General features: G+C 30.6%; 16 protein-coding genes. All 16 read right to left on the reverse strand.

Features of this window, described 5'->3' with window-relative positions; all coding sequences use genetic code 11:
* Nucleotides 1-295: 295 nt before the first annotated feature.
* The 16 genes from BW929_RS12890 to BW929_RS12965 all read right to left on the reverse strand — a co-directional run bounded on the left by BW929_RS12890 (nt 296) and on the right by BW929_RS12965 (nt 18,863).
* Nucleotides 296-985: a CRISPR-associated endonuclease Cas6 gene (locus BW929_RS12890; protein WP_076545901.1), complete on the reverse strand. Its 690-nt coding sequence runs from the start codon at nt 983-985 to the stop codon at nt 296-298.
* Between the two features lie 15 nt (nt 986-1,000).
* Nucleotides 1,001-1,591 carry a CRISPR-associated protein Cas4 gene (gene cas4 / locus BW929_RS12895; RefSeq protein ID WP_076545902.1) on the reverse strand — a complete coding sequence of 197 codons (591 nt, stop codon included), beginning with the start codon at nt 1,589-1,591 and terminating at the stop codon, nt 1,001-1,003.
* 11 nt (nt 1,592-1,602) lie between these two features.
* Nucleotides 1,603-1,893: a CRISPR-associated endonuclease Cas2 gene (gene cas2 / locus BW929_RS12900; protein WP_076545903.1), complete on the reverse strand. Its 291-nt coding sequence runs from the start codon at nt 1,891-1,893 to the stop codon at nt 1,603-1,605.
* Complete coding sequence (gene cas1 / locus BW929_RS12905) at nt 1,894-2,874, reverse strand: CRISPR-associated endonuclease Cas1 (protein WP_076545904.1); 981 nt, start codon at nt 2,872-2,874, stop codon at nt 1,894-1,896. It lies immediately after the preceding gene.
* A 23-nt stretch (nt 2,875-2,897) separates the two neighbouring features.
* The gene (cas3, locus tag BW929_RS12910; protein WP_233493703.1) at nt 2,898-5,450 is read right to left on the reverse strand and encodes a CRISPR-associated helicase Cas3'; all 2,553 of its coding nucleotides are present in this window, start codon (nt 5,448-5,450) and stop codon (nt 2,898-2,900) included.
* A complete protein-coding gene (gene cas5b, locus BW929_RS12915; RefSeq protein ID WP_076545905.1) occupies nt 5,377-6,096 on the reverse strand; it encodes a type I-B CRISPR-associated protein Cas5b in 720 nt (239 codons plus the stop codon). The genes cas3 and cas5b overlap by 74 nt, the downstream gene beginning before the upstream one ends.
* Nucleotides 6,097-6,162: 66 nt before the next feature.
* Nucleotides 6,163-7,077: a type I-B CRISPR-associated protein Cas7/Csh2 gene (gene cas7b, locus BW929_RS12920; RefSeq protein ID WP_076545906.1), complete on the reverse strand. Its 915-nt coding sequence runs from the start codon at nt 7,075-7,077 to the stop codon at nt 6,163-6,165.
* Nucleotides 7,078-7,079: 2 nt separating this feature from the next.
* Entirely contained in the window at nt 7,080-8,912 is a 1,833-nt protein-coding gene (locus BW929_RS12925; RefSeq protein WP_076545907.1) for a TIGR02556 family CRISPR-associated protein, read from the reverse strand.
* A 260-nt stretch (nt 8,913-9,172) separates the two neighbouring features.
* Nucleotides 9,173-10,138, reverse strand: coding sequence for a helix-turn-helix transcriptional regulator (locus BW929_RS12930; protein ID WP_076545908.1), 966 nt, complete (start codon nt 10,136-10,138; stop codon nt 9,173-9,175).
* Nucleotides 10,139-10,297: 159 nt separating this feature from the next.
* A complete protein-coding gene (locus BW929_RS12935; RefSeq protein ID WP_076545909.1) occupies nt 10,298-10,666 on the reverse strand; it encodes a VOC family protein in 369 nt (122 codons plus the stop codon).
* A gap of 11 nt (nt 10,667-10,677) precedes the next feature.
* Complete coding sequence (locus BW929_RS12940; protein ID WP_407645388.1) at nt 10,678-12,915, reverse strand: beta-glucosidase; 2,238 nt, start codon at nt 12,913-12,915, stop codon at nt 10,678-10,680.
* Between the two features lie 179 nt (nt 12,916-13,094).
* On the reverse strand, nt 13,095-14,417 hold the full coding sequence (locus BW929_RS12945; protein WP_076545911.1) for a pyruvate carboxylase subunit B: 1,323 nt from the start codon (nt 14,415-14,417) through the stop codon (nt 13,095-13,097).
* Between the two features lie 146 nt (nt 14,418-14,563).
* Nucleotides 14,564-14,872 (reverse strand): PTS sugar transporter subunit IIA, encoded by a 309-nt coding sequence (locus tag BW929_RS12950; RefSeq protein ID WP_076545912.1) that lies wholly within the window; start codon nt 14,870-14,872, stop codon nt 14,564-14,566.
* A gap of 22 nt (nt 14,873-14,894) precedes the next feature.
* Complete coding sequence (gene trhA / locus BW929_RS12955) at nt 14,895-15,524, reverse strand: PAQR family membrane homeostasis protein TrhA (protein WP_076545913.1); 630 nt, start codon at nt 15,522-15,524, stop codon at nt 14,895-14,897.
* 320 nt (nt 15,525-15,844) lie between these two features.
* Nucleotides 15,845-17,287 carry an ISLre2 family transposase gene (locus tag BW929_RS12960; protein ID WP_076545914.1) on the reverse strand — a complete coding sequence of 481 codons (1,443 nt, stop codon included), beginning with the start codon at nt 17,285-17,287 and terminating at the stop codon, nt 15,845-15,847.
* A gap of 142 nt (nt 17,288-17,429) precedes the next feature.
* Nucleotides 17,430-18,863 (reverse strand): phosphoglucomutase/phosphomannomutase family protein, encoded by a 1,434-nt coding sequence (locus tag BW929_RS12965; protein WP_076545924.1) that lies wholly within the window; start codon nt 18,861-18,863, stop codon nt 17,430-17,432.
* Between the last annotated feature and the right edge of the window lie 11 nt (nt 18,864-18,874).

The following is an 18,874-nucleotide window of genomic DNA, read 5'->3' on the forward strand; positions in this document are numbered from 1 at the left end:
GTTTCAATCCTTATTCTAATGGATTAGTCACTGGAACCCGATATAACTCAAACTAACCTTTATGACAGTCACTATAGCATTTCATCTAGAATTTTTATATATATTTTTTCTCAAATAATCCCATAAAAATAACTATAATTACACCAAATCCCGCAACTTTGACCATTTTGACCAAATTGCTATTTATTGGATTATCAAGGTTCAGTTCTTTTAAGAAAAATAATTTTGCCTCAGAATTTATAATTTTTACTCTTTCTTAGTTATATTTTATAAAATTTCTAGTCTCAAAACAAGCCTAATCAAGAATTTTTTCTCTACTGATAGTTCCAAAACCTCTGCTAGTAGATTTTCCTAACCCTATAAATTCCGGCAAATAAATATTGCTGAAGAAATAACCTTTAAAGCCAATCATCTCTTTATTTTTGAATTTAACTGACACCTCCTCTAATTTTGCTTCCACTACTATCTCTTCTTCAATCCACCAGTCTATTCCCTTAGCAAAACTCAGTATATTACCAATGATTAATCTTTTTAAGAATTTCATTTTTTCTTTCGTGGTAGTATCAAGATAATTGTTTCTATATTTTTTATAATTTTTTTGACTTAATCCTAGCCAGGGAGTGATAAAATTATACTTGTAGACAGGCATGTCATAATTATTATTAATAAATAATTCTTCCTGATCTAAATTTAATCTTCCCGCAGGATTAATATATACTTCATTTTCAAATCTCAGTTCATCAATATCTAAAAAATTATTAATTATTTTTTCTGCTCCTTCACCCAAACCGATTATTAAAGGCTTATTATCAATGATTTTATATTGAATCAAAGGATATTTATACCTTAAACTACCATCTTTTTTGTGCTGATGAAATAAAACATCTTTAAATTTGTTCGCAAAATAACCTCGCAATTTGTGTCCATATCTAACAGGAAGATCGTCCTCTAATTCATAACTTAATTTTGTAAGCTTAATTTCCACCCTAATTCCCCCTGACTATTTTATACAAATATTTCTATAAGTGCAGTCTCGACATCTACTTTTATATTTTGTTCTTTTGGGAAAATATCCTTTTTGAATTATATTGATGATTTCATTTAAAATAATCTGCAAATCATTATATATTTTATCTTTTATATCAATCTCTACTAATTTACTCTTGCTTCTTATATAAACAATAAAAGCCTTTTTTACTTCTGTATTGTAGTTATCTTTAATCATCAAAGAATACATTGCCGCCTGATATTTATGGGTTAAAAACATCCGCTCTTTATATTTAGCAAATTTGTAATCTAATGAAGCAGCAGTTCCATCTTCTAAAAACAAAATTTCATCAACAATACCATGAATATTATATTTTGTTGAATATAATTTTTCATCAAGAATTTTTTCTTTAACACCAATCTTTTTTCTTAAATAAGATTTGTTAACCTTCAATTTTCTCTGATGAGAACTTTTACCCCGCTGCACTTTATATCTTCTTCCTTCATGCTGAGATATTTTCAGATAAAGCATATAATAAATAAAACGAGGGCAGTATAAATATTCCATAACTATACTTGGAGTCAAACTAATATTTTCACTCATTTATAAAACTCCTAATTAAATAAACTCTGAAGCTCATCATTAACTTTAGCTTTATTAAATGCTTGCCCTAGCAATTCAATTTTTTTAAAATCCTCCTGGCACATTGGAAAAATATAAACTGAATCATCATCTGGATTTATTAAATCATCTGAATAAACAACTAATTCATCAAGTAAGTTACTATCTATATTCCCAGCAAAAACTGATTTTTGTACCCTATATAATCCCTGCTCAATTGCTTTATCAGAAATCTTTTTGCGAACTTTATCTTCAACAATATCATAAATACACCAGACAAGCATTTAATCACCATCCTCAATAATTCTATTCGCCAGATTATGACAGTCGAATTGAATAATATTATTTACTTTAATCTGTCTGCCTTTGTAGTAGATACTTTGATCAAAATATTTATTTAAAGCGGTTAGAAAAACTTCTTTACCTTCTTTATTTAAAGTAACACCACCTTTAATCTCATCAAAATGAGATTTTCTCACCTTTTTACGGCTAAATAACTTCATAACTATCCGATCAATGTGATGTCTGTAAATTTCTATAAAGTCAAAAACAAAAGACTTTTTATTATACCCATCAGTATGTAAAATACCAACGTAAGGATCCAATCCAGCAATTATTAAAGCCTTTTCTACCTTTCCGTATAAAACACCATAACCATAATTTAATAAACAGTTAAATTCATCTTCAGCAGGTCTAAAAGTCCTCTTTTTAAACTTATAACGATCTGATAGAAGATAATTTAGAGCATCAAAATATTTTTTCGAAATATTCCCTTCATAACCCATAATAGAATTTCTCATCATTTCTACTGGGCCTGTTAGTTTCGGTATTTTAACTTTTATTTTTTCCATTTCTTCTATTGTTTCAAATAAATAATTTTGCTTATCTTCACCCCTTTTAATTCCCAAATCATAAAGGTGTTTAATCATGTTTTCAGCTTTTTCTACCATTATTTCTTTAATCAAGTCACTACCTTCTTCATTATCAGCAAGTTCAAGCTGACGGCGCCTAATATAAGTAGTACTGCCTAATTTAGAGTGCCAGATTTTCCCCATTGATCTGCCAAAATGATCAAGAAATTGAACTTCAATATTATTTTCAAGAGCCAATTTTACTGCATCACTACTAATAGCAGCACCTGTAGTGATTAAGATTGAATCTACTTTTTTGGCAGAAACTCTATTCTTTTTACCATCGGCTTTTATTTCAAAGGAACTCTGTTTAACATGAAGATAACTGCCGTAGGTATTAATAATTAGCTGCATGGTTTTCACATCCTAATAATTAATTAGAAAAAGGTTTCTCTTTCAATTTTACCTCTCTTAAATCCTGTACTTAAATTATATACATCTTCAATTTGAAAAGGGCTTATATAATTAAAGTTATTTTTTAATTGTTCATCTTCAATGTGTTTTTCAGCAGTAAATTTAGGAATAGTAATTACATATGATAGAAATTCTTTTTTTATATTTTCGAATTTAGATTTTTTATTCATAAAATCTTCAATATTATTACTTTCTAAAGCACTGATTTCTTTATAGTCTTCCCAAAGTTCTTGAGACTCTTCATCTGCAGCCATAAATAAATTTACTGTATTATAATCATCAGCAATTAACCTAAATATTTCTCCTTTTTCATCTTTAAAAAAAGATTTTTCATATTTCAAGTTCTTAATTTTACTAATTAATGCTTCTGAATTATCATCACTTTTTAGTTGATCTATTTTATTGAAGTATTTTTGATTCATCTCAAAAAAATACTTTTCTCCAACTATATCAGGTAGTTCAGTAATAATATCAGAAGTAATCTTTAATAAAAAACCATCATAAATATAAGAAGCATATTCTTTATTATTATGATTTTCATTTATTAATCTAATTAATTTAACTATGCCCTTACTATCTGGATCAAAGTTTCTATTACATCTACCACAGGACTGATTAATAGAATCCAGGGGCGCAAAATCCCTGTAAACTCTATCTAAATCAATATCCACCCCTGCTTCCACCATCTGAGTAGAAACTATAATCTGTCTTCTTTGCTTACCAATTTCATTTATTCTTTTCTGTCTCTCCTTAGGGATAATATTGGTTGATAAATAGATTAAGTCTCCTTCTATAACTTCCTCACTAATTAATTTTTCAATATGATTATATAACTCAATTGAACTCTTAATTGTATTGAGAATAATTAAAAATCCTTGATTATTAAATTCTATAAGTTCTTCCTCTATATAATCTTTAAATTGATCTACAGTCAGCGACTGGTCGAACATACTGGTGTCCAAATTTATTCGATCGAAGAAATTAAAATGTTCTTTTTTACTTATTGCTAATTCTTTAATTTCTTTCTTGTTCTCATTATAAATTAAGGGCATTGTAGCAGTTAGAAAGATAAAATAACAATTTAATTTTTCAGCCATATCTGATAAAAATTCTTTAATGAGCTTCCAATATTTATGGGGGATATTTTGTACTTCGTCTAAAATAATAATTGAGTTACTAATATTATTAAACTTTATCAAACTGCGGTTTCGGTTAGAAAAGATTGAATGCAGTAGCTGAACAAATGTTGTCACAACTATTTCCGACTGCCAGCTCTCTATTAAATGCCTTGCAATATCGTAATCTAATTTCTGACTTTCCTTCTCTTCTTCATTAAAATAATATTCTTTTGCATTTAGATAATGATGTTTGATAATCGATGTACTATCTGCTTTAATAGTTGAATGATTTAAGACATCTAAAAACACATCATAATTCTGATCAATTATTGAGGTGAATGGTAGTGCATATATTATTCTAAAATCTTGAAAAGTTCTGTTCCTCAACTTTAAAGCAGCAGAAAGAACAGAAATAGTTTTTCCAGCTCCTGTTGGAACGTTTACAGATAAAATACGTTCATCTTTAAAATTAAGATTTTCAACTTGATCAATAACTTCATCATAAATCTCATTTCTTCTCTGATTAATTTTACTATCTGCTTGATCCCAGCCTTTTATCTTCCTATAATTATCTACTAGATCACCCGGTAAATTTTTCCTGTTTAATGTTACTTTTTTTAGGTCTTCAAAACTATACCCTTTACTATAAAATATAGCTTCTGCTTTGTCAGCAAAAATCAAAATGGAAAACAGTAAATTAGAAATTAAATAATAATTAAAATCTTTACTGGAATTATTTTTAAAAGTTCTTAATTTTTTTCTGAATCTCCAGTTTGTAAAATTATTTTTTAATTCATCAAAATCAATTGATGATGGTTTAAAATCAAAATCACTAATCTCAGCAGTTATTTTATCCAGTTCATTTAAATCTAAAGATCTAAATTGTTTTTCCAATTTTAGCCAGTCACTATCATCAAACTTAAGCATAATATCTAAGTCTTTAAAATTACTGTGATGTCGATAAATATTTATAAAAACAATCCAAACTAAAGTTTTATCTTCCAAAATCTGTTCTGCAAACTGATAGGCTAATAAAGCCGAAATATGACTGTGCTTACTTAATTCCAAATTAAATTCAATTTGCTTACTTGATTCTGCATTATTTTGAGAGCTCTCTTTTAATTTTTGTTGAAAATAATCTGTCGCTTTTCCAAAATCATGAGCTAATAAAATAATTGCTAATGCCTTTTCAATTTCCTCTTGGTTATCAAAATTTAATTTTTTTCTCAAAAAAATTTCTTTACCTAACTTATATACATTATTTAGATGATCAATTAATAATTTATCTGGATGGGAATAAATCATATAATTTTCCTTTCTTATATTATAGAAATAAAAGACTATTGTTATTGGAATCCTTATAATACTGGTTAACATTTGCTTTAATGCTTCTACCACTTCTTTCAAATAAAACCTGCGCATAATCAGTTACAGTTCTATCACTTTTCATCTCTACAGCAATTTTATCACTAAAATACTCACGATTATTCTGACTAAAGTCTATATCGCCTTTGCTGATATTCTCCTTATCAATTCGTATAACAGTGTTAATTTCCTGCCAGCTATTTTCTGTTATTTTTTTTAGCTCTATTTCTTCAATGTACTTAAAGTTAGCAAGATTTTCACTTAATCCTAAAGAAATTGAATATACACTTTTATGATTTTTTAATTTTTCTTTAAGATTATTATATAAACCTTTGTTCTTATGCATAAAATATATTCTATATTTAGCATCTTTTAAGAATTCAGTTTTAATTTGAGTTCTGGTTTTTATTTGCGACATTAAAGCAGCTTTTTTCGTATCAATTAAATTTAAATTTATCCTGGTTTTTTTTACGGGATTTTTAATCTGTACAGCTATTTTACACTGACCTTCCTGAAAATAATTTAAATATTCATCTTTTGAAAACCCCAAAATTGCAGAAACTATTCCATATAAAGTAGTTTTTGGTGGGATAGAAAAAGTCAAAGGTGAAGTTGTAGTATAATATTTTTTAAAATGTGCATAATCTGCCCAGATATCAAAAACTAATGCTCTATTCATTATCCTTCTCCTTTCTATAAATCTTCAGGTGAACCAATGAGGCTCACCCAAAGATTGGTATTTAGTTTAAAAATCTAGCTCTTTAAATAAATCAAGATCATTCAGATTAATTTTATTAGAATCTCTTATAAATGCAACCCTGGGATTAACTTTAAATTCAACACTTTCGATTTTTTCTGAATTAGCTTCAATTACTGATAATAAGTCACTGACATCTAATTTATAATCAGAAGTATCTCTAATTTCCTCTTCTCTTAAATCAGTAGCTAACTTAATATAATTTTTTAATTCACCGATAAAATAATTTTCTTCACTGTAATTTACTTTTAATAACATTCTTGGTGTCTGTCCAACTTTAGAACGAGTAATTAAATTTTTAGTTCCCTTCCAGACACCTTCCATTAATAATGCAACATCATTCTGGGTTAATTCAGTGCTTTGAGCAGCATTTTCATTAATAATTCCATAAAACCCAATTAAAGAATAAGGAACTACATATTCTTCTCTAAATGTTTTTTTAGTTTTATTAGCTCCGGAGGCAAAAGCTCCTGTCCCTTTAATATATTTTAACTCTACTTTATTTAGAGATCTACCCATCTGAAACTGTACAGGGCCGGTATAGGTTATAGAGTCACCAGTTAGAGGAATTACCCCGCCAAACATTCTGACATCTATACATTGATCTAAAACTTTTTTTGGATCTTCTTTAAAATCTTTGGCTCTTTCTTTGCCGTCCTGAATACTTTTATCATCATTTTTAATCTCTCTAACAAAAATATCCTTTCCATCTTCACCATTAAAACCTTTGTAATCAAATAAATAATCTCTAATAGTACGTTTAAGCCTTACATCAGTAACCAGATTAATTCCTGTTTCTTCATCAATCCTTGGCTTGTTAGCATCCAAAGGATCACCATTTGGGTTAGCATCCTTAATATCATATAAAAAAACTAATTCACTTCTTTGATTAATAACAGCCATTTTTATTCCTCCTCAGATTTTTGAAAATTAAATTTATTAGCCTGGTTCATACCGGTTACAAAATAAAATGAAATTTCATTATTACTAATTTCAGATAAATTACTTTCTAAAATATAATCTGCAATCAGCTCTTCTAAATGTTTATAATAATTTTTATTATATTCTTCTAATTTATTAATAATTTCTGTATAAAGTCTTTTGATTATTTTTTCATTGAGTTTAAGACCATTTAATCTAGCCCTAAATGGTTGTGAACCATTCCTTTCAACACCCTGAATATTTAAGAGCTTCTGAGCTAAAACCCCTTCTAGAAAAACTAGTTTTTTACTGTTAGTATTCAGCACATCATGATGAGTATCCAGAAAATTAACAATATTTTTCTTATATTCACTATCAACGGTTGGCATAAATTTTTCCCCCTCTCCTTTCTGATTTAATAAATCTAATTTATTTAAAAACTTTAAAATCTGCAGAGCCTTTAAAGTATCAAGCCAGTATGACTGATTATTAACAAACTTTTCTCTAATATGATCTATAAACCTATTAATTAATAAATCATAGGAAATACTTTTCTCTGAAAAAATACTATTTGTGATCTCTAAAAAACTTTTTGTAAAATCCTGTTTTCCTCTTTGATTAACATAAAAGAAATTACTAATTGTATTAAAAGTAAAAGAAAGTTTAAAAGGTCCATCTTTCCCCTGTAAATTAGTAAATAAATTATTTCTATCTATTTCATCTTTGGCAGCAAATATTTTCTGAATATAAGAGGGTAAAACATCTTCAACATATAACAAAATTCTAAAAGCACTATTAATTTCTTCATAAAACATTAAATTAAAATTAACATAATTCTTAAATTCACTCATCATCTGAAAGAGATCATCTTGAGAACCAGACAAGGACTTTTTATTATCCTTTTTTAATGACAGTTTTTTCTTATCTTCTAAATCTTTAAGTATTTCAAACATTTCTTCAGTTTCTGTTTCTGATTCAAAAATTGTTTTAGGAATAATAAAATAATTTATCCCACTGAACCTTGAACTTAAATTTTCCTCAAGATATTTTTTGCCTGAGTCTAAAGTCCTGGCACAATCTGAACAAACAGGATAGTTTTTCCAGGCTTCTCCACGGTTGAATCCACCCGTGGTAAAACCTGGTTTATCTAAAGTATAAAACGCAAATGTTCCTACATAACCATAAGTTTCTTCTTTTTCTTTAGAACAAATATAGCACTTATTATTTTTACCAACTGAATTTTTTTCTGCCTTATTATAAGATTTTTTGAAGTAAAATCCTTTTTCGTATTTATCCAAAAGTGAATCAGTAAATTTATTAAAATCTCCTACATATTTAATCCGTTCATTTGTTTTCACACCAATAGTTAAAACAGCATTATCATCATAAGAAATCTTTTCTAGTTCTTGATAAATTTCATCACTTAAATCTTCATCCTGAAACAGATTATAAATATCAACTATTATTTGTTCTTCCTTATTTAAATCATCCTGTTTTTCTATTTTCTTGACTAATTTTTTTAAAGGTCTCTGAATTCTGGAATAAGTCGAATCTAATTTAGTGATCTTAGAAGTTGGAGTTAAATCTCCTCCACGTGGATTTCCATAAACATATGCATATTTATCCAATTTATTCTTTGTGAATTCTTCCATCTGTATTTCCTGATATTTTAATTCATCATCGTCGTTGTTAAATAAAACTACTAAAACAGTATTATATTTTCCATTAGAGTTAGGATTTTCTACCACCTGACTTAAAAAACTTGACTCAGTTTTTGCTTGAACATAATCACCCATAGCTTTTAAAGCATGAATCACATTAACACCTCCGTTTAATTTATATTTTAATGTTATTAATAAGTATTAATTAACTTAATTTAAGTATATCACCTCAAATCAAAATATTCAAATAATTTATTTTTCTTTTAATTTTTGATATAATTATGTTGCTAATAAAATAAAGTTTGAAATATGTTTTTAATTAGTGAAATTAATCCACTAAAATAAGGATTGAATAATTTCACAGTTTTATCTTACCATCTCCCACTGACACTCCTATGTCACAAACAGCTGTTTTTTTAATAATTTTCTATCATTTCTTCTATTACCTGCTTTATTTCTGCTCTCAGTTTCTCTGGCTTTAATACTTCAGCCTCAGACCCATAACCTAAAATCCACTTCTTTATTTCTTCCCAACTGCCGGTTTTAACTTTAAAAATTATTTCATTTTCACTAATATTTTTAATTTCCTGGCTGTCACTCCAGTGATATTCGGGAACAAAGCGGGCTGCTCTACCGCTGAATTTTATTTCTACTTCCATCTCCTCCTTACCCTGTTCAACTCCCCAGGCATTCTCAAGCTCTTCTGCAAGTGAAAAATTATCTGGCAGCTCATAAGTTTCTGTTGTCAGTTTAATTTCTTTAATTCTATCTATCCTGAATATTCTTTTCTCATCCCGCAAATGACAGAAGGCATAAAGATAGGGAGCACCATTATTAAAAAATAAATTATAAGGGTCAAGTTTCCTTTTGGTTGTCTGATTGCTACTCATTGAATAATAATTTACTTCAATTTTCTTTTCTTCGTTAATAGCTTCCTTTAATTTATCAAATTTTTGCTGATGTTCTTTCAACTCAACAAATGGATCTGATATAATTTCATAATTTTTTATGTAACTGCCCATACTACTTTTTAGAAATTCCGGCAGAGAATTATAGACTTTTGCAAGCCCTGATTCAAGTTCTTTTTTCATCGGAAAACTACGATTTTGATATTCCTTTGCTGCCAAGAGAACTGCTTCTGTTTCTTGTTGATCTAAGTTTGGAGCTTTAAAACGAAAGTTATCCAGAATTTTATACTCTTTAAGATGATTATCATAATAAATTGGAACCCCCAGTTCTTCCATCACTTTTTTATCCCGGTGGAAAGTCCTTTCGGAAACCTCAAAATACTCCGCAAAATCTTTAGCCTCCCAATGTTTATAAGGTTCATTTAAAAGCATAATTGTTTTTATAATCCTAAATAACCTGTTTTTATCAGCCATAAAGCCACCTCTTTTTTCAAAATATTTTGTCAATTTTTGTCGTAAAATCATTAACTTTTAATACTTTATTTTCCTTTATATTATTATTTCGCGATAAAAAAGAACAATCCTTTTAAAAAGAGAAAAGTCTACCGAAATTAATCAGCAGACTTAAAAAATCTATTTATTTTCTACAAACTGAATTTTAACTCCATTTGGATCAAGAACATAAAAGAATTCAATTTCAGGGTTGGGAGCAACAGGGCCACTTTCTATTTTAATACCCTTTTCTTTTAAAAATTCTATTTTTTTTGCTACTGAATCAATTTCAAATCCCAGAGAAATATCCGAACCAATATCAACATTTTCTTTTCCCTGATCTGTAATCAATTCAACTTCTGTTTCTCCAGCAGCTGCTGCCAGAAAGGCAATCTCGCGTTCCGGACCAGCCTCAAATTTTCTCTGTAATTCTAATCCTACTATCTCCTGATAGAATTCTATTGATTCTTCAAAATCTTTAACTTTAATTGTTGTCCATAAATAACTCATATATTTCACTCCTAAAGATTTTTATTTAATTTATCAACCATCTCTTCAATTTCCTCACGACTTACAACACCTTCGGAAAACATTGCTAGACTGCGCAGAGGCATGTATTTAAGCATCGCCTCCAGCATCTCATCATCTCTGTTTTCCAGTCTCTCCATTAATTCTGAACCTTTAAGATATTCACTAAGCAGCTGATTAAAATATTTTTGCCCTTCTGGATTAGCTGTAATATCACCAATGTTGGTATTGATTGTGTATTGATTAGGAAGCTCAACAGTTGATTTTACTTTAACTGTTTCCACTAATCTAATATCCCTGGAAGAAGCTCCAATAAGAATTTCATAGTCTCCACTTTCTACATACCAGTCATCAATTTCGGTATTGTAATAGGCAAAAGCCCTTTTGTCCAGTTCAAACTCAACGATCTTTTCCTGTCCTGGTTCTAATTCAATTTTAGCAAATTCTTTTAACTCTTTTGCCGGCTTAATTACTGTACTCTCAGGATCTGATACGTAAAGCTGTATAACTTCTTTCCCGTATATCTCACCTGTATTTTTAACCTTTAGGCGTAAATTCAAAGTTTCTTTATCTGTAATTTCTTGTTTCATAAGCTTTAAATCACTGTATTCAAAATCAGTATAACTTAAACCATATCCAAATGGGAAAAGCGGTTCAACTTTTTTACTATCATAATAGCGATAACCGACAAAAATTCCCTCTCTGTATTCTACCGTATCCTTTTCTCCCGGAAAAAATAAATAAGAAGGGTTGTCACTCAATTTTTGTGGGAAGGTCTCAGCCAGTTTACCAGAAGGATTGACATGACCAAATAAAATATCAGCCACCGCTCCTCCACCAGCCTGACCAGCTAAGTATCCTTCCAGTACTCCTTTTACCTTATCGAGCCAGGGCATTATTATAGGAGAACCATTACTTAATACTACAACCACATTTTTGTTAACTTCTAATATTTCCTCAATTAAGCGATTCTGATTGGGAGGAATAGCCAGTGTATCCCTATCATAACCCTCTGATTCATAGCGGTCCGGAAGACCAGCAAAAATTATTACTTTCTCAACCTTTTCTGCCAGCTCTTTGGCGCTAGCAATTAACTTAGCATCATCTTGATCACTCTCAAGCGAATAACCCTCTGCATAAGGAAGTTCTCCCTCGATGAATTTATTAATTTCTTCATAAGCTTTATCGATCTGGTAAGGGTTAATATGTGAACTACCACCACCCTGAAAGCGAGGTTTTTTAGCAAAAGCGCCAACAACACCAAAACTTTCCTTTTCTGATAACGGTAAAATTTGATTTTTGTTCTTTAATAGAACCATGGAATCCGCTGCAATTTCTCTAGCTAATTTGTGGTGCTGATCCTTGTTATAATTTAAATAATCAGTTTCATTCTCTATTGCCTTAAAAACAATCTTTAAAACTCTCTCAGCAGCTCGGTTGAGACTATCTTCACTTAAGTTTCCTGCTTCAACTGCATCAATTATAGCCTTTTTTCCATCACCATGACTGGAGGGCATTTCCAATTCCAGACCAGCAGCAATACCTTTATCACGATAGTTAACTGCTCCCCAGTCAGAAACAACAAACCCCTGATGTCCCCATTCTTCTTTAAGAATGTCTGTTAGTAATCTTTTATGTTCAGAAGCATGTGTACCATTTACCTTGTTGTAGGCGCACATAACTGTCCAGGGCTGAGCTTCTTTGACCACTTTCTCAAAAGCTGAAAGATAAATTTCTCTTAATGTCCGCTCATCAATTTGTGCATCAACGGTAAGTCGTCTGTGTTCCTGATTGTTAGCAGCAAAATGTTTGAGAGAGGTTCCAACTCCCAGACTCTGTACACCTTTAACAAATTCTGTTGCCAGCTCTGAAGCAAGTAGGGGATCTTCGGAAAAATATTCGAAATTACGGCCGCAGAGTGGTGATCTTTTAATATTCACTCCCGGTCCCAGGAGTATATGTACTCCCTCAGTTTGGGCTTCCTCTCCTAGCGCTTCTCCCATTTTATTTAAAAGATTTCTATCCCAGGAACAGGCAGTCGCCGAAGCAGTAGGAAAACAAATTGCCTTAATACTTTCGTTAATACCAAGGTGATCTGCATCATCCGGTTGTGTTCTTAAACCATGAGGACCATCTGACATCATTATTTCCGGAATCTCTAAACGGTCAATAGCTGCAGTTTTCCACCAGCTGGCTCCAGAACAAATTTCTGCTTTTTCTTCAACAGTCATTTGACTGAGTAAATCCTTTATTTTCTGATTCACAGTAAATTCTCCTTCCACAAATTTTAATAATTAAGGTCTTAAATTACCTCTATTTAATACATTCGCGAAAACGATTTATTTACCTTCCTGTTTTCAATAAAATTCAAACTAAAATATATAACTAATAAGCTAATAAACATATATTTTTATCTCTTTTCTTTTAAAAATCTTTCCGCTACTTCTGGAAAAAGAATATATGAAAGGATATCTTCTTCCCTGGTGCTAATATTTTTTATTTCTGCTGCAGCTTCATTATATACTGGCTCCAGATTATCAGCAGGACGATTTGTTATAACTTCATTTTTATCTATTATGTTTTCAATTAAGTCAGGGTTTATTTCTCCTGGAGGATTGCCATACATTCCACGCAAATAATTTTTGAACTCATTTGAAACAAAATTATATCTTTTACCTGTAACAACATTAAAGACTGCCTGAGTACCAACAATCTGACTAGTCGGGGTTACAAGAGGAGGAAATCCAAGGTCTTCTCTAACAGATGGAATTTCTGCCAAAATTTCATTATATTTATCAAGCTGATTTTGTTCTCTCAACTGGTTTCTTAAATTTGAAAGCATTCCACCTGGTATCTGATTTACTATAACTCTGGGATCAACCTCAAAAGAGCCAAGATATTCCTGATAATTATTTCTTATTTCTCTAAAATAATCTCCTATGTTTTCTAAAATTGAAAAATCTAACTGATGACTATACTCAGAATCAGATATAGCTGCTGCCATTGTTTCGGTTGTTGGCTGTGAAGTTCCTGAACTAAAAGGAGAAATTGCAGTATCAATAATATCAATTCCAGCTTCAACAGCCTTTAAATAAGTCATAAAAGCAAAACCAGCAGTGTTATGGCTGTGTAGTTCAATAGGAATATCCAGTTTTGATTTGAGCATTTTTACTAAATCATAAGCCTTCTCTGGAGTTAAAAGTCCTGCCATATCCTTGATACATAAAGAATCAATTCCGGTTTTGGCCAGTGTTTGAGCTTTTTTGACAAAAGTATTAATATTATGAATTGGACCTGTTGTATAGACAATTGATCCCTGTGCTTCAGCTCCATATTTTTTGGTAAATTCGATTGCTTTTTCCATATTACGAATATCATTGAGAGCATCAAAAATTCTAATAATATCAATCCCATTTTCTACTGATTTTTTAATAAAGCGCTCTAATACATCATCTGGATAATGTTTATATCCCAGTATATTCTGACCTCTTAACAGCATCTGAAGCTTTGTATTTTTAACAACACTTTTAATCTTTCTCAGTCTTTCCCAGGGATCTTCTTCCAGAAAACGCATACAGCTGTCAAAAGTTGCTCCTCCCCAAACCTCTAAAGCATGATAACCTGCCCGGTCCAGATCTTCTAAAATTGGTAAAATATCTTCTATTTTTAAACGTGTTGCAATTAAAGACTGCTGTCCGTCTCTTAAAACAGTTTCTGTAAATTTAATTGTCATATTATCACCTAACCTTTTTATTTATTCTATTTTACATTTTTTTCGACTATTGGTCAAATAGGACCTGATTTTATTTAAAAATTAATAAAAAAAGTTCTCCAGACTATCTGAAAATTTATTAATAGATAGTGGAGAACTAAAAATTATTATTCTTCAATTTTTTGATATAAATCCATAAATTCTCTTGTCATATCTTTAAGCATAATAGCAGTCATCAAATGATCCTGAGCATGAGTAAGTAAAAGACTACTTTCTATCTTTTCCCCACCTGCTTCTTTTTTTATTAACTCTGTTTGCTTAAGATGAGCTTTAATAAGTTTATCATCAGCCTGATTATAAATATCATCTGCCTTTGCAAACTCGTTATTTTTTGCATACTTAACTGCCTTTAAAAATTCTTTTTTAACTTCTCCACTTAAAGAAATAATCTCAATTAAACTTTCTTCCAGTTCCATCAATATCCTCCTTGATCAACTATTAACCCAGAGCTATAAAAACCATCAGATAGTGAAGTATACCACCTGCTAAGATAAAAAAATGAAAAATTTCATGGAAACCAAAATTAGGACTAAGCTCTGGTTTTTTTAATATATAAAATACAGCTCCAGCTGTAAAAGATAAACCCCCCGCAAACATCAGAACAAGATTTGCAGTAGGCATTGTCATAAATAACTGATGAAAAGCAAAAATACCAACCCAGCCCATTAAGAGATAAACTATTGTATAAAGAATTCTGGGAGTTTTAAAATACATAAACTTTAGGAAGAATCCACCTAAAACCAATCCCCACTGAACGGCGATAATTGTCCATTTAAGCCAGCCTTCTAAGTAAAGATAAGCAACCGGAGTATAAGATCCAGCAATCATTACAAAAATAGCAAAATGATCTAATTTACGCCAGATTGACTGTTCATCATCCTTCTTTTTAAAGGCGTGATATAAAGAGCTTGCCAGAAATAAAAAAGCGACCGATGCACCATAAACCGCCGCAACTATTATTTTATCAGGACTTTCTAATGCTCTAAAAATTAAAAATACCAGTCCAACTAATGCTAAAATAAAACCAACAAAATGAGAATAAAAAGAAACCTGTTCGTCTCTTCTCATTATAAAACCTCCATTCTATCTACTTTAAGTTGATTGTAACACTCAAGAATATATTTTCAGCTAAGTTGATTACAATCTCCATCTTTTCTGATTTTATTATAACATTAATTGTTTTAAAAAAAAACTAAAAGTCCAGATAAAGTTTGTGTCAAGCTTTTGTGGGAGACTTTTTCCTCACAAAGACAAAATCTTATGTTTTCTTTATTTAGATTCATTTTTAAGCTTAAATCTTAGTTAATATTAGCTTTATTTTTTCAGCTCTAGGTTAACACTATTTTTAGACATACTTCTCCTATAGATAGCATAATCTATTTAAACAGTTAAATTATTGGGTTATTTGTCATTGGATCTGATATATTTTTTAGTCCTTTAACCCAGTCCTGACCTGATTTTGGTCCTTTAAGAGCAGGCATTGTAGCCCTTAATACTTCAGATTCTGATCTGGAATATTTCTTCTGCACATTGTTATATACTTTTCTTAAATCATCTGTTTTAAACTTCCAGTTAAGCTTGTTTAAATACCTTTCTAAGCTATCATTTCTATCTGCTATTATTATCTTTGCTAAATTCCTGGCACCTTTTCTAGACCATCTCATACCTCGTTTTTTGAATCTATTGGCCAGTACTTTATCTATATTGGATTCCATCGCTCCAAGTCCTCTTATTTCTTCAGGTAAACCTAAATCCTTTTTCTTTTGTTTATGCTTTTTATCTCGAATAAATTCCCAATTTTTTAAGAGATATTTTTTGAGTTGATCTACTTTCTTTTTATCTTTTTCTTTATGCCTGTACTGTCTTGCTTTCTTTAGATTTTCTCTTAGCTTATCTATATCATTTTCCTCTATATTATCCAGTAATTTAGGAACAAACTCTGATCTGCCGAGCTTTCTAAAAAACTTTTTGTTTAAGTGATATTCATCCAGAAATCTGACCTTTACCTGCGGTATATATTCATTACCTGTTGTTATCCATTCAGCTCCATCTCCACATAAAACTGAAATGCTGCCATTACTGAAAGAGTAGTCTTCATACATTTCTGCAGCAGTTTCTTTCCAGAACTCATCACTGCTAAATACTCCGCCATAATATTTTTTGCCAGTCAAATTGTATTCATCACTCATAGGATGTCTTTTTTCCCACCCCTGATAACTCATACCAAGCTTGAGTTCTCCTTTTTCTTTATCATCATTTTGAAGTGGAATATGAATACCATCTGCTTCTACGAAAAGATGATCTATTTCTTTTCTATCTCCATCTTTATCATCTGGTATCAGCCCATCTCTAAAGAAATCAAGCTGCTTTGTTTCAGCTTCTTTACTGAGCTTATCTCCTTCTCTCTGGACCCAGTTAAAAATGGCTGTATGACTGGCTGAAGCTTCTAAAATATTATCTATTTTATCTGCAGCCTTTCTATATGGCAGTTCCTGGACCAGATCCAGGGCTATTTCTTTTAAAGCAGGGGACTGCCTTTCATTGGCAGGAATATTTAAATATTCATCCAGCAAAAATCTAAACTCATCATTAGAATCTTTGTAGTATCTTCTTTCGATAGTCACATCACCAAAAAGGGTGTCAATAGTTCTCTTTTTGATATCTTTAAGTTTAAATTTATCTTTGTCTCTGTTTTCCATGATAGTTTGATCAATATTCTCTAAAATTTTTTTGAATGTTTCTTGAGCCTGTTTGCAGACCAATCTAAAAAATTCTTTCTCTACATCCTTGAAATTATTTTTGTTTTGTAATATTCTTAAATCAAGTTCCAAGGGGCCTCACTCCTTTCTTTTAGAATTGTCCTTGTGAGGCTCCTTCTTTATTTATTTTAAAATTCCTGCCTATTTACATAAATCAATTCTTAAATCCCACTTTTATTTTACACTAACCCAGATAAATATCTGGACTTAAAATTTAGATTACAGATTTATAATTTTCTAAATCTAAAAAGTTCTTCATCTGAAAGATTAGTTCTCTTGCCTTAACTGCTGTACCCATTTCTGCAAAAATTCTAAGCAAAGGTTCTGTACCTGAAAACCTAACAATAATCCAACCCTTATTTTTAAAGTATACTTTTACACCATCCTGATAACTGATATCTTTAATCTCATAATCAAATTCTGGTAACTCTTTATCAATAAATAACTTCTGGATTAAAGTAGCTTTTTCTTTGTCAGTAAATCTCAGATCACTTTCGGCTGCCTTAAAATAACCAAACTTCTGCTGAACTATTTCTAAAAGCTCTGATAATCTTTTTTTGGTAACACTTAACATCTCTATTAAAATACTGGCAGCAAAAATACCATCTTTTCCTTTAATATGGCCTCTAATAGTTAAACCTCCACTACTTTCTCCTCCGATTAAAGCATTTTTAGTCTCCATTGTAGAACTGATATGTTTAAATCCTACAGGAACTTCGTAACATTTTTCTCCATAGGCATCTGCAATTTGATCTAAAAGATGAGTTGTAGCAACGTTACGTACAACTCCTCCAGACCATCCTTTATACTCTAATAAATAATAATATAATAAAGCAAGCACATCATTAGGATGAATAAAATTTCCTTTCTCATCTATTATACCTAGCCTATCTGCATCACCATCAGTTCCAATTCCTAAATCATAGTTACCCTCAACTACCATGTTTTTAAGCCGGTTTAAAGTATGAGTATTAGGAGATGGAAGGCGTCCTCCAAATAATGTATCATGCCGATCATTTATAGTTTCTACTTCACAGCGAGCTGTAATCAGAATTGTCTGCAGAGATGTTTTAGATACTCCAAACATTGGATCAAGTAAAATTTTCATATTACTATTTTTAATTGCTTCAGTATCAATCATTGAGATAATTGTATCAATATATTTATTAAATGGGTCAATTTCTTCTACTAAACCTTCTGCTTTTGCCTGCTCAAAGTCCATACTTTTTGCTTCAATTAAATTCATCCGATTTATCTTTTTTTCTAACTCATCTGTTACTTCTTCGGTTGCATCTTTACCACCTTTAGTAAAGAGCTTAACTCCATTATAGTCTGCTGGATTATGACTGGCAGTAATTGCTGCTCCATAAAATGTTCCATATTCTTTAACTCCAAACATAACTAAAGGGGTAGGCGATATCCTCTCTATAAAAAACACCTTAATTCCATTGGCTGCTAAAACTTCAGTTAACCATTTTGCTGCCTTATCTGATAAAAATCTTCTATCATATCCAATTAAAAATCCTTTGGACTCAGCTTCCTGCTCAAAGATTAAATTTGCTATTGCCTGAGCTAGAAGCTGGATATTGGTCTTTGTAAATTCTTCACCAATCTTTGCTCTCCAACCACCTGTTCCAAACTCTATCATAATCTCCCTCG

It is taken from the genome of Halanaerobium kushneri (genome assembly GCF_900156285.1).
GTDB lineage: Bacteria > Bacillota > Halanaerobiia > Halanaerobiales > Halanaerobiaceae > Halanaerobium > Halanaerobium kushneri.

Coding starts and splice junctions, on each gene's coding strand:
- cas4 (WP_076545902.1), bottom strand. CDS start 1,591: ATGAGTGAAAATATTAGTTTGACTCCAAGTATAGTTATGGAATATTTA.
- cas2 (WP_076545903.1), bottom strand. CDS start 1,893: ATGCTTGTCTGGTGTATTTATGATATTGTTGAAGATAAAGTTCGCAAA.
- cas1 (WP_076545904.1), bottom strand. CDS start 2,874: ATGCAGCTAATTATTAATACCTACGGCAGTTATCTTCATGTTAAACAG.
- cas5b (WP_076545905.1), bottom strand. CDS start 6,096: ATGAATAGAGCATTAGTTTTTGATATCTGGGCAGATTATGCACATTTT.
- cas7b (WP_076545906.1), bottom strand. CDS start 7,077: ATGGCTGTTATTAATCAAAGAAGTGAATTAGTTTTTTTATATGATATT.
- BW929_RS12930 (WP_076545908.1), bottom strand. CDS start 10,138: ATGGCTGATAAAAACAGGTTATTTAGGATTATAAAAACAATTATGCTT.
- BW929_RS12935 (WP_076545909.1), bottom strand. CDS start 10,666: ATGAGTTATTTATGGACAACAATTAAAGTTAAAGATTTTGAAGAATCA.
- BW929_RS12940 (WP_407645388.1), bottom strand. CDS start 12,915: ATGACTGTTGAAGAAAAAGCAGAAATTTGTTCTGGAGCCAGCTGGTGG.
- BW929_RS12945 (WP_076545911.1), bottom strand. CDS start 14,417: ATGACAATTAAATTTACAGAAACTGTTTTAAGAGACGGACAGCAGTCT.
- BW929_RS12950 (WP_076545912.1), bottom strand. CDS start 14,872: ATGGAACTGGAAGAAAGTTTAATTGAGATTATTTCTTTAAGTGGAGAA.
- trhA (WP_076545913.1), bottom strand. CDS start 15,524: ATGAGAAGAGACGAACAGGTTTCTTTTTATTCTCATTTTGTTGGTTTT.
- BW929_RS12965 (WP_076545924.1), bottom strand. CDS start 18,863: ATGATAGAGTTTGGAACAGGTGGTTGGAGAGCAAAGATTGGTGAAGAA.